General features: G+C 71.1%; 8 protein-coding genes and 1 pseudogene. 4 read left to right on the top strand and 5 right to left on the bottom strand.

Annotated elements, in window-relative coordinates:
- Positions 1-5: 5 nt before the first annotated feature.
- Complete coding sequence (locus OG804_RS21685) at positions 6-1,220, top strand: polysaccharide biosynthesis protein (protein WP_328398595.1); 1,215 nt, start codon at positions 6-8, stop codon at positions 1,218-1,220.
- Here the strand turns inward: OG804_RS21685 and OG804_RS21680 are convergent.
- The 4 genes from OG804_RS21680 to OG804_RS21665 all read right to left on the bottom strand — a co-directional run bounded on the left by OG804_RS21680 (position 1,177) and on the right by OG804_RS21665 (position 7,494).
- Complete coding sequence (locus tag OG804_RS21680) at positions 1,177-5,409, bottom strand: alpha-(1->3)-arabinofuranosyltransferase (protein WP_442941897.1); 4,233 nt, start codon at positions 5,407-5,409, stop codon at positions 1,177-1,179. The genes OG804_RS21685 and OG804_RS21680 overlap by 44 nt on opposite strands.
- A gap of 104 nt (positions 5,410-5,513) precedes the next feature.
- Complete coding sequence (locus tag OG804_RS21675; RefSeq protein WP_327149153.1) at positions 5,514-5,684, bottom strand: DUF2613 domain-containing protein; 171 nt, start codon at positions 5,682-5,684, stop codon at positions 5,514-5,516.
- Between the two features lie 160 nt (positions 5,685-5,844).
- Positions 5,845-6,945, bottom strand: a complete 1,101-nt coding sequence (locus tag OG804_RS21670) for an isochorismate synthase (RefSeq protein ID WP_328389302.1) — start codon at positions 6,943-6,945, stop codon at positions 5,845-5,847.
- A 36-nt stretch (positions 6,946-6,981) separates the two neighbouring features.
- Positions 6,982-7,494, bottom strand: coding sequence for a universal stress protein (locus OG804_RS21665; protein ID WP_328389300.1), 513 nt, complete (start codon positions 7,492-7,494; stop codon positions 6,982-6,984).
- Between the two features lie 104 nt (positions 7,495-7,598).
- Here OG804_RS21665 and OG804_RS21660 point away from each other — a divergent pair, with 104 nt between their 5' ends.
- From OG804_RS21660 to OG804_RS21650, 3 genes and pseudogenes are all read left to right on the top strand, one after another.
- Positions 7,599-8,777 (top strand): glycoside hydrolase family 3 N-terminal domain-containing protein, encoded by a 1,179-nt coding sequence (locus OG804_RS21660; protein ID WP_328389298.1) that lies wholly within the window; start codon positions 7,599-7,601, stop codon positions 8,775-8,777.
- A gap of 162 nt (positions 8,778-8,939) precedes the next feature.
- The gene (locus OG804_RS21655) at positions 8,940-9,572 is read left to right on the top strand and encodes a TetR/AcrR family transcriptional regulator (RefSeq protein ID WP_328389296.1); all 633 of its coding nucleotides are present in this window, start codon (positions 8,940-8,942) and stop codon (positions 9,570-9,572) included.
- Positions 9,466-10,401: pseudogene (locus OG804_RS21650) on the top strand (DUF5685 family protein); the annotation flags it as partial. The gene OG804_RS21655 and the pseudogene OG804_RS21650, both read left to right, overlap by 107 nt.
- A 326-nt stretch (positions 10,402-10,727) precedes the next feature.
- Here the strand turns inward: OG804_RS21650 and OG804_RS21645 are convergent.
- A complete protein-coding gene (locus OG804_RS21645; RefSeq protein ID WP_442941595.1) occupies positions 10,728-12,104 on the bottom strand; it encodes an acyltransferase family protein in 1,377 nt (458 codons plus the stop codon).
- Positions 12,105-12,117 lie beyond the last annotated feature (13 nt).

Here is a 12,117-nt window from a genome sequence, read left to right as displayed (position 1 = left end):
GCGCGATGACCGCGAATATCGCGAGTTACCTGCTGCAGCTCCTGGCCGGGCGCTGGCTCGGTGTGGCCGGGTACAGCGAGTTCGCCAGCCTGCTCGCCGTGCAGCTGCTGTGCGCGGTGCCCGCGCTGGCGTTGCAGAACGTGGTGGCGCGGGAGCTCGTGCACGGGGCCGATATCGCCGCCTTGCGTGTGCTGCGCTGGCGTTGTGCGTTGCTGGTGGCCGTGGCGGTGGCGGTGCTGGTGCCGCTGGTGAGCATGGTGCTCGAGGTCGGAGTCGGGGCCGCGGCGGCCGCGCTGGGTTCGGCGCCCGCGCTGGTGGTACTGGCCGGGGAGCAAGGGGTTCTGCAGGGGGCCAAGCGGTTCCGCGGGCTCGCGGTGGTGCTCGGCGTAACCGGTATCGCGAAAGTGCTTCCGGCACTGGTGGTCCTGGCCTGCGGCGGTGGCGCGACTCCGGCGCTGTGGGCTGCCGCGGGCGGTATCGCCGCGGCCGCGGTGTACGCGCGGGTGGTGGCGGGAGCCGCCCGGGACGGCGATCGGTCCGGCGGCGACACGCTCGAATCGGCGGGAGATACCGCTGCTCCGGTCGTCGGCGTGGGGAAACGCCGGGTGGCGGGCGGGTTCGGCGGAGTGCTCGCGGTGCTCCAGGCCGCGCAGGTGCAGGCGGCGTTGATGGCGCTGTCCTCCGCGGATCTGATCGTGGTCCGGATCGTGCTGGACGAACCGGACGCCAGCCGCTACGCCCTGGGGACCATCGCCACCAAGATCGCGTTCTGGTTGCCGCAGGCGGTCGGGGTCGTGCTCTATCCGAGGATGGCGCAACCCGCTTCCTCGCGGTCGGCGGTGCGGTCGGCACTCGCCGTGCTCTCCGGGGTCGGTGTGCTGGCTGTCCTGGGCGCCGCGGTGGCCGCGCCGCTGGCACCCCTGTTCGCCGGACAGGACTACGCCCCGATCCAAGGCCTGCTGTGGTTGTTCGCTCTGCACGGGGCGATACTCGCGGTGCTCCAGGGCGCACTGCTGTCGGCGATCGCGGTGAACCGGACGGCGCTGGCGGGACTCGCGTGGGCGGGGCTGGCGCTCGAGGTGGTCCTCATGTTGACCCTGGCGACGACTGTCACCGGACTCATCGCGACCGCTGCCACTGTGGCGGGGGTGACCACGACGCTCGTCGCGATACTGGTCATCCGGGCGGCGGTCCGCCGTCCGGTGGCGGCTCCGGCCTGATCCCCGGCAGCGCGGCCAGACCGACCGCGACCACCGCGACCAGTGCGGGGAAATTGACCCATACCGAATCGCCCATGTATCCGCCCGGCATGCGCCACGGTCCGGTCGACAGCGCGGCGGCCGAGAGCACGGTGCCGATCCCGGCGACAGCGGCGAGCGCGCGCCGCGGTAACCGAGGGGAGAAGCGCAGTGCGGCCAGGCCCGCGATCGTGAGCACGGCGCCGACCGCGCCGGCGATCACCGTCGCCGCCGCGACCAGCGCGAGCGCGCCGAGCACCCGCGAGGAGCGGACCTCCGGCGCCGGATCGGCGGGATCGCGGCGGGGCCCGCGCACGACCGCGAGTGCCAGCAGCGGGATCAGCAGCAGCAGACCGCCGAAGATGCCGAGTCGGTACCAGCGGTCGGCCGGGAAGGACACGGTGACGGGCCCGGCGGCGTCGGCGGGCAGCAGCCAGCCCTGCTGCCAGCCGTCGACCACGATCGGTTCGAGTTCGCGCCCATCGGCGCTATGAGCCGACCAGCCGGTGTTGGTGCTCAGCGGGAGCGTCAGCAGCTGCGTCCCGGTCGCGGCGGCGGGCGGTCCCGGCTGAGTGTTCACCAGCCGCAACCGGTCCACGAAGAACAGCTCCGAGGGCGCCACCAGCACATCGACCGCGCCGGTCGGCAGCGAAACCGGTTGGACGGCCGCCCCGGCGTCCTCGGCCCCCGGCGGGACGTCCGGGCAGGGCTGCGCGGGAACCGGTGCGCCGGAACGTAGTTCGCCCACCGTGGCGGTCACGCTGGTGTGCACGACCCGTCCGCCGACCGCGATGGTCGGGCCGATATCGCAGCCGACGGTCACCGGCCGGTCCGCCGGTGCCGGCGGCGGATACTCCGGGCCCGATACGCCGATCTCGGCCAGTCCGGGCGGCTGAGGTTGGGGGTAACCGAGCGCGGTCCGATCCAGCACCGGTTCCCAGCCGCGGATGCTCAGCTCGATTCGATCGGTCACCGTGGGATGCAGTTCGATCCGGGAGACCTCTTGGGGCTCTTCGATTTCCCGCACCTGTGGCCCGTTGCCCAGGTTCACCGCGACAGAGGTCGGCGCCGCGGGCAGGCCGCCGAGCGAGGGCGTCAACTCCAATCCGGTCACCAGGGTGGGTTGCGGGAGTTCGATCGTCAGAGTCGGTTTCGGACCCAGGGTGTCGCGGACCGTGTCTTCCGGCGCGGTCCAGCTGGTGCGCGGATCACCGTCGGTGGCGGCGAAGGCCGAGCCGCGCAGATCGCCCACATCGGAGGCGCCGCGGGCCACCGGGCGCGCCGGATCGGTGAGCAGGGCCTCCAGCGCGGGACCCTGTCGCGGGCGGACCATGAGTCGCGGGTCGACCGTGACCGGCGCCGGGACGGACAGGGTCCGGGAGAACGGGCCCGGCTCCTCCGGCGCCAAGGCCAGGCCTTTACCGCAGCGAACCCGGTCGGGAGCGTCGAAACACGCACTGCGTCCGGGGAATTCCTGTCCCAGGTCCCAGCTCGCCACCGTGGCATCCGGCGGGGTCGCGGGCAGGACACTGCGATGGCGGAGATCGACGGGAACCGGGGCGTCACGCACCGTGTAGTCGTCGATACCCAGTTCGCTGATCCCGAACTGGCCGCCGGTGGTGCCGCGTTCGGTGCGCATCGCGGTGAGTTTCACCCAGTCGGTGGATCCCACCGGCAACGCGACCGAAACCGGTTCGCCCGGTTTGCTGATCCGTGCCGACACACTGCCGTTGTTGGTGCGGACCTCCACCCATTTCACCGGATCGCCGATGGCGGCGGGGGTGGTGGTGAACCGCAGCAGCCCGGACTTGAAGGGCTTGCCGAGATCGATGCGCATCCATTGACCGAGCGCGTACTCGCCCGCATTGCTCATCCAGGCGGTGGCCGGATCACCGTCCACCGCCGCGGCGGTCGAGTTGCCGGGCGCGGCGCCACCGATCTGCGTGGCGTCGGCCGCCGAACTGGAGGCGGTGATGGTGGCGTCGGCCCAGCCGCCCTGCACTCGTTCGGCGCCGGGAACGTCGTAGTCGGGGACCAGATTGTGAGTGTGGCGGGCGTCGCCCGGTGCGCGCAGGGCGGAGTTGTGGTTGTCGACCCGGCCGAAGTCGGTTTCCCGGTTCATCGGGGTATCGGTCACCGTCACCGGTCCCACCGGCAATCCCGCGGCGGCGGCGTCGGCAGCCAACAGGGTGGGTTCGTGCGCGGTGGCCGGGTCGCGGTGCAGGCGTTCCAGGACCTCCGGCCCGCCCTGTACCACCGGTACCGAATCGAGCGGGACGGTGTATGCACCCGGGAACTGCCCGGGTGCTCCGGTCCCACTGCGTATCTCGGCCGGGACGCCGGGCGCCGGCGCCTCCACCCGGTAGATCTCCACCGCGGGATACTCGGGCCGCAGATCCGCGTCGGCCACGAAATCGTCGCTGTCGGGATCGTGTTCGATCGGCTCACCGAATTCCGCGACCTTGCGCAGTCCCGGCGATCCCTCCACCGCGCTGTGCGCCAGCAGCGGGCGGGTCGATCGGGACGTGTCCGGATCTAGATCGTTGCGCAGCACCAGCACACCGATGCCCTGCCCGCGTAGCGCGGCCGCCAATCCGTCGGAGGGCCGGCCGTCGGCGATGAGCCGCTGCACCGAATCCATCGCGCGGATCGCGCCGGGCGGATTCAGCGGGACCGCGTCGCGTACCGCCCACGGGGTTTCGGCCAGCGCCTGTAAGGGTTCGTCCCTGGTCAAGCCCCAGACCTGGCTGCCGAAGGGCGCGCCGGGCACCACCAGCGCACGCGTGTCGGCGGCGTTGTCCCGCAACCAGTCCGCGGTCTGCTGCCAATAGACGGGCACATCGCCGTAGGCGCCGCGCGGGGCGAGTTTGCCGGTCCACGCCAGCGAAGTGGACAGCGCGAGCGCGGCGAGCAGCAGCATGGCGACCGCGGCCCGGCGGTCCCGGTGCGGATTCGAGAAGGTCGCGCGCCAGACCTCCGGCCGCACCGACGCGGGCAGCGGAACCCGGGCCAGCAACTGGGCGGTGCCCAGCACCAGCGGCAGCCGGATCAGCGGCTCCAATTTGTGCACGTTGCGCAGGGGCGCGCCGCCGGAGTCGAGGAAGACGCGGATCGGTTCGGCGAACGGCCCGCCCAGCTGGCCCACATAACCGGCGCAGATACCGGTCAGTCCGACGCAGAGGATCAGCACCAGCCGGCCGCGGGCCGGGGTCGACCGCAGCGCCAGCCCCGCCATTCCGGTCGCCGCGATCAATCCGGTGGCCAGGACCGCGGCGGGCTGGGTGACCAGCACCGCGCCCGCGATCCGCTCCGGGGACACGAACGGGGTCCAGCTGTCGGTGCCGCGCAGTACCTCGCCCAGTGAGGCCCACTGGGTGGTCACCCCGGAGGATTCGATGTAGTCGAGGAACGGCGGGCTCACCCGGCCCAGCAGCAGCAGCGGCACCGCCCACCAGGCCACGGCCAGCGCGAGCAGCGGCACCCAGGCGAGGGTGAACCGCCACCAGGCGCGGTTGGGCCGGAAACTGGCCCACCACAGCAGCGCCGGCAGGAATGCCGCGACCGTGGCCACCGCGTTCACCGCGCCCATCAGCGCCAAGGCCACCGCACTACCGGCCGGGGACCGGATACCGCCGCGCCGGTGCCGCCGATAGGCCGTACCGAGCGCGACGGGCGCGAGCAGCACCCACGGCGCCAGCATCATCGGGAGGGTTTCCGAGGAGATCGAGCCCAGGGTGGTCAGCACCCGCGGGGACAGCGCGTAGGCGGCGGCCGCGATCACTCGCGATCCGCGACTGCCGATCCCGAGGGTTTCGCAGAGTTTGACCACACCCCAGAAGCCGGCGAGCAGCAGCAGCGCCCACCAGACCCGCTGGGTCATCCAGGCGGGGAGGTGCAGCAGGTCACCGAGTGCGAAGAAAGCGCCGTGCGGGAAGAAGTAGCCGTAGGCCTGGTTCTGCACCTGGCCCATCGGCGCCTGACTGCTCCACAGGTGCGCGGCTCGGGTGAGGAAGCCGAGCGGATTCTCGGCCAGATCGTATTTGGTGTCGGCGACGGTGAGGCCGGGAGTCTGCAGGAAGGTCAGCAGGAAGGCGGCGAAGGCGGTTCCGAGGAACCAGCGGCGGCCCAGCTCACCGGTGGTCGCCGGGTCCGGGGTGGATCGGTGGGCCACGTCGGCCGAGTCGACGGGATCGGACTGATCGGGCACCGTGGGTCAGGCGTTCGGCGTCCCCGCCGGAAGACTCCGACGGGGACGGTACGAGATCGGGTCGGGTCTCAGCGCTTGCCGTATTCGACGTTGTTCAGCAGCGAACTGTCGGCGTTACCGCTGCGGTCGACCTCCGGCCGGGTGTTCTGCTGCAGCGCGGCGGTGATGGCGAATACCGCGATCGCGCCCAGCAGGGCGCCGCCGACCGCACTCGCAACACCGGGGACAGCAAACTTCATCGCAGCACTCCAAACTCGCGGCAGGCAGATATCTGGGCCAACCTAGCAGGACCGGGCGGGTCCGGGTAGGCACCGTCCAGCGTTTCACCATAACGGGTGTGGCCGGGTCGGCCGCAACCGCCGCCCGGGCGGGGCGCGAGACTTACTCCGCGGTACCCGTTCACTCGGGGTCGGGCGGCGCAGCGCAGTCGAGGGCGCCGAGCAGAGTGCCCAGTTTGGTCGTGGTCTCGGCCAGTTCGGCGCGTGGATCGGAATCGGCGACGATTCCGCCGCCCGCGTAAGCGCGCAGCGAGAGCCCGTCGGCGGCCAGTTCCGCGCTGCGGATGGCGACCACCCAGGATCCGTCGCCGCCGACGTCGCACCACCCGACCGCGCCTCCGTAGAACCCCCGGTCCTCCTCGTGTGCGGTGATGTACTCGAGCGCGTCCGCGGTCGGCGTGCCGCATACCGCCGGGGTCGGGTGCAACAGCAGGGCGAGTTCGAGCGCGCTGGGCGCCGGATCACGCAGCACCCCGCGGATCGGTGTGCCCAGATGCCACACCTCGCGGGTGCCGACGAGTTCGGGGCGTCCGGGTACCGAGAGTTCGGCGCACACCGGGGCGAGCCGTTCGGCGATCCAGTCCACGACGAACGCGTGTTCGGCCAGATTCTTGGCGCTCGTCGCCAGCAGATCGGCCTGCGCGGTATCGGCGGCCGGGTCCGCGCGCCGCGGCAGTGTCCCGGCGAGCGGATACAGCCAGACCGCTCTCCCACGCCGCTGCACCAGCGTCTCGGGGCTCGCACCGATCAGCGTCGCCCCGGTGCGCCCGGCAGGCCCGAGGTCGACCGCGAAGACGTTCGCCTGCGGGTGCCGGATCAGCAGATACGCGGCGACGACCTGCGGGTCCAGCGCCGAATCGGCTTCGGCGCGCAGCGATCGGGCCGCCACCACCTTGCGCAGCCGGGCACCGGGTTCGGTGAGGAGTTCGACCAGTCGCGCCACCCGGTCATGGTGTTCGGCCGGACTCGGCGTCTCGTCCACCACGCGCACCCGGGGCAGTTCCGGTAGCGCGGCCGGACGCCACGGGCCCGCGGTGTGCAGCAGTTGGACGGGTTCGACCAGTGCGGCCGGGAGCCGCGGGTCGAACGGCAGGGCCCCGGCGATCGCCACGGCGTTTCCGTCGCGCAGCGCCTGTACGGCCTGCCACGGGTCGCGGTGGGTGGTGCGCACACCGGTGCCGCGCACCACGCTGTCGGGTCGTGCCAGCAGGAACCCGGTCATGATCCGACCGTAGCGCCGTGCCCGGGTCCGGCCACGCTATTGCGCGACGTGATCGGTGCGTCCGTCCGCTCGCGCATCGGCCCGCTGCACCGGGGGCACCAGGAAGACCGGGCGGTGACAGTGTTTGAGCACGGCGTCCGCCACGCTGCTGTGGACCAACGCCCGCAGGCCGGTGGCGCCGCGGGTCCCGGCGACGATGATGTCCACATCGAGTTCGTCGGCGACGTCGACGACCGCCTGCCAGGCGCTGTTCGCGTAGTCCTGGGTGCGGGCTTCGGCGTTGAGCCCGGCCAGCCCGGCCAGGTGCACGCCTTCGGCGTTGATCTCGCGCGCCGTGGTGTAGGCGATGTCCTCCATCTCCTCGTCCGACACCCATTCCGGTTGGACCATGCCGGATATTCCGGAGATACGTGCGGCCTGGCGCACCATCGGCTCCCAGGCGGTGAGCACCACCGCCCGGTTCGCGGTGAGGAAACGCCCGGCGTATTCGATCGCGCGTTTGGCGTGTTCGGAACCGTCGTAGGCGATGAGCATCAGATCGCAGGGCATAACGGCGACCTCCAGGGTGGACTCCTGACGGGTGTTTCCAGATTACCCCGTCGGTAGGCCGAGCCGAGGTTCCGCGGCTGCCGCGCGCGGGCTACCGTCGAACGATGCGGAAGATACCGTTCGTCCTGCTCGCGGTGCTCGCCGTGGTCCTCACAGCCTGCTCCGGCGGTGACGGCGGCGGCTCCGGTACCGGAACCACCGCCGCCCCGGGCGGCGGGAGCCTCGAGGCCGCGCCCAGCGCCGCGCCCGGCCCCAGCACCACGGCCGAACGTGACTGTGCCGCCGAGTATCTCGGGCAGTTCAGCACCCGGGAGAAACTCGCGCAGCTGCTCACCGTCGGTGTGACCGGCGTCGACGACGCCCTCGCGGTGGTGCGCGACCATCAGGTCGGCGGGATCTTCGTCGGCAGCTGGACCGATCTGTCGATGCTGTCCGACGGCGGGATCGAACAGGTGGCGGGCGCGGCGAAGGTGCCGCTCATGGTCACCACCGACGAAGAGGGCGGGCGGGTATCGCGCCTGAGCGACCTGATCGGGACCGCGCCGTCGGCCCGGGTCACCGCGCAGACCATGACCGCCGACGAGTTCTACACCGCGACCCTGGACCGCGCCCGCGCCATGCGGGAGCTCGGTATCACCGTCGATTTCGCGCCCGATATCGATGTGAGCTCGCAATCCGACGATTCGGTGATCGGCGATCGCTCCTTCTCCGACGATCCGGCGGTGGTCACCGACTACGCGGACGCCTATATCCGGGCGATGCACGAGGTCGGTCTCGGTACCGTGCTCAAGCATTTCCCGGGTCACGGTTCCAGTTCCGGCGATTCCCATCTGGGCGCGGTGCAGGTTCCACCGCTGTCGGAGCTCAGCGCCAGGGATCTGGTGCCGTTCCGGGAACTGGTCGATTCGGGGTCCGCGGTGATGGTCGGCCACCTCGATGTGCCCGGCCTGACCACTCCGGGTGTGCCGGCCAGTATCAGCCCCGAGGTGATGAGCCTGCTCCGCGAGGGCTCGGGCTACGGCGCGGCGCCGTTCGACGGCCCGATCTTCACCGACGACCTCAGCGGTATGGCCGCCATCACCGATCGGCTCTCGATCGAGGAGGCGGTCGAGGCCGCCCTGGTGGCGGGCGCCGATAATGCCCTGTGGATCAGCACCGATGCCGTAGGCCGGGTCCTCGATCATCTCGAGCAGGCGGTGGCGGCCGGTCGGCTGCCCATGGAGCGGGTGGACGCGTCGGTCCTGCGGATGGCCGATTACAAGCACGTGCCACGTCCCTGCTGACGGTTGATGTCGCGACCGCCCGCGCACGGCGCGGGCGGTGCGGGATCGGTTTCCGGCCCTCACCCGGAAAAACACCGGCGCGAGTGGATCGCGGCCGGTGGTTCCGGTCCTGCGGAACTTACTTTGGAGTAATATAAAGGGCTCACTGCAGTAGGAGACGTGATGGCGGGCGGTACGAAAAGGCTTCCGAGAGCGGTGCGCGAGCAGCAGATGCTCGACGCTGCGGTCGAAGTCTTCTCGCGCAAGGGCTTCCACGAGACCTCCATGGACGCCATCGCCGCCGAGGCCGAGATCTCCAAGCCGATGCTCTATCTGTACTACGGCTCCAAGGACGAACTCTTCCGTGCGTGCATCCAGCGTGAGGGCCTGCGCTTCATCGAATCCGTCGCGCCGGCCGGCAACCCGCTGCTCAGCCCGCACGAACAACTGCGCACCGCGCTGGAGGGGTTCCTCGGCTTCGTCGACAGGCACCGCAACTCCTGGCAGGTCCTGTACCGCCAGGCACTCGGCCAGCAGGCCTTCGCGTCGGAGATCGAGAACGCCCGGGAGCGGGTGATCGAACTGACCGCCAAACTCCTGGAGTCCAGCGCCAAGCACGCCGACCCGGGCACCAACTTCGATATCGTCGCGGTCGCCGTGATCGGTGCGGGGGAGGCCATCGCCGATACCGTCGCCGACGGCCGGATCGATGTGTCCGAAGCCGTGGACCTGCTGGATACGCTGGCCTGGCGCGGTCTCTCCGGGCGCAAACCCGGGTCGGCCGACGCGGAGGATTCCGCCGAACCGCCCGAATAGTCCTAATTGGCTGTGCTGCACTGTTTCCCGGTTGCGTCGGGTGGGGCCACTCCGTAGTTTCGAGCGCAGAACGGATGGTGTGGAGGACACATCCGACCGAGAGGGTGATGTGTTCGGAATGTTGCGGCCGTGCCGGCACGGCGCCGCCAGGCACGGGGTGGACCCGGAGCTCTGGCAATCCCATATGTGCGGGTTGTGCCTGGGCTTGCGCGACGGCGACGGGCAGGTGGCCCGCAGTGCCACCAATACCGATGCCATCGTGCTCTCCCTGCTCACCGAGGCGCAGGCCGGAGCGCCTGCCCTGCGCCGGACCGCCGGGCCCTGTCCGCTACGCGGTATGCGCACCGCCCGGGTGCCGGTCGGCACCTCGGCCCCGGTCCAGCTCGCCGCCACCGCCGCGCTGCTGCTGGGCTCCGCCAAAGTCCAGGACCATATCGACGACGGCGATACCCGTCCGCGGCTGCACCGCCCGATGCGCCGGGTGGCGGCCGGCTGGTCGGCGGGCGCGCACACCCGCGCCGCCACAATCGGTCTCGATATCGCGCCCTTGATCGCCGCCATCGAGGCACAGACCGGCGCCGAACACCGGATCGCCGCCGGTCCCGGCGCCTTCGACGCTTCCGCGCTCGACGAACTCACCCTGGCCAGCCGCCGCTGCGCCGCCGAATTCTTCGCGCATACGGCGGTCCTGGCCGACCGTCCGGAGAACGCCGGACCACTCCGCGCCGCCGGTGGGGAATTCGGCCGGATCGCGCACCTGGCCGACGCCCTCGTGGATCACGAAGCGGATGCCGCCGCGAATCGGTTCAATCCACTCACCGCCACCGGTACCTCACCGGCGCAGGCCTACGCGCTGATCCGCGAATCGGACCGGTCGCTGCGCGATGCCCTGCGCACCGCCGGACTGGCCCGGATGCCCGTCCTGCGCTGGGCGTTGCTGGACCCGCTGAGCACAGCGCTGCGCCGGATCGGCCGGACCATCGCGCCGCCACCCGGCGAGTCGATCCACCGGAACCTGCTCACCCCGCACTCCGCCGACCAGCAGTCCCCACCGCGCCGCCCCGGTGTCGGGGAGTCGATCCAGTTGATCCTCACGCAGTACTGCACCGGTTATGTCTGCTGCGCCGAACACACCAGCCCGTGCAGCGGCGAGCGTCAGCAGTCCTGGTTCGGACGGGGCTGTAACTGCGAGGGTTGCGGCGATTGCTGTGAGTGCTGCAGTTGCTGCTCGGACTGCGGAAGCACCTGCGGTAACTGCGACTGCTGCGACGGTTGCGGCTGCGACTGTTCCTGCTGAGCCGGGCGCGGCCGGTCCCGACGCCGGGCCCACTGCCGGCACGGCTCTTCCACCAGGGCGTGGCTCGCCGCCGCGAGCGGCAGGGTGAACGCCACCGTTAGTACCAGGACGACCCCGAAATCTCCTTGGAACGGCAAGATCCCGAACACGGGGAAGATGACCGACAGTACGGCGAGATGCCACATGAAGATCCCATAGGACCAGCGCCCGGATATCGCGACCGGGGCCGCGGTGAGCCAGCGATGCGGTGCGCCCGGCGGACCGAGTACCAGCGGCGCCAGCAGCGCGAAGCCGAGCACCGCGCCCAGCCCCATCTTCGCCGCGTACTGCCACGGCTCGGCCCGGGTCAGCCCGGCGACCCCGCCCAGCCGAGTCGCCGAGGCCACGAACGCCGCGACGGCGATCGTCCACATGAGCGGTTGGTTGCCCAGGATCCGCCGCCACCGGGCCGGCCGGTCGTCGCATCCCAATTCGGCCAACAGCATTCCGCCCGCGAACCACGGCAGATAAGCGGGCAGCCAATTGTCGGCGTGGATCGCGTCGGGCGTCGGCACCGGCAGGAAGTTCCAGCTCAGGAAGATCAGGCCGAAAACCAGCACCGCGGGAACCCGGGCCGCGGCGGCGCGCCCGCGCAGCCGGTGCAGCAGCCACGCCAGCAGCGGCAGCACTATATAGAAGGCCACCTCGACCGAGAGGCTCCACATCTGAGTGAGTCCGTCGGTGAGCGTGAGCGGTACGAAAACCTGCAGTAGCAGCAGATTCGATACCCACACCTGCAAACCCGCGGTATCCGCGGCCGCTGGGACCAGGATCAGGACCACGCACACCACGACCCAGTAGGCGGGCACGATCCGCGCCACCCGGTGCCGCAGGTAGTACCCGAGCGTGGGGGCCGCGCCGAGACCACGCGCGGCCAGCGCGTGCGGGCGCCACAGCAGGAAACCGGACAGCGCGAAGAACACGGCGACGGCCATATCGAAACGTTCCAGCAGACGGCCGAGTACGGGTGTGCCGGTGGCGCCGGTCTGGAACGCCACATGGGTGAGCACCACGCCGAGTGCGGCCAGGCCGCGCATACCTTCCAGCGCGGGGAGAAACCCCCGCTGACGTGTCGGGGACGCGGCCGTTCGGCCGGGCGGGTTCGGGTCACGGCCGGACCGGGCCTGGTCAGCGGCGGGCCGCGGCGGGCCGCTGTCGGGCCCGGCGCCGGTTTCGGTGGTCGGGGTGGTCGTCATCGGGTCCCAGTCT

The organism is Nocardia sp. NBC_00416 (assembly GCF_036032445.1).
In the GTDB taxonomy this organism is placed as follows: domain Bacteria; phylum Actinomycetota; class Actinomycetes; order Mycobacteriales; family Mycobacteriaceae; genus Nocardia.
This window is presented reverse-complemented; position numbering and strand designations above follow the sequence as displayed.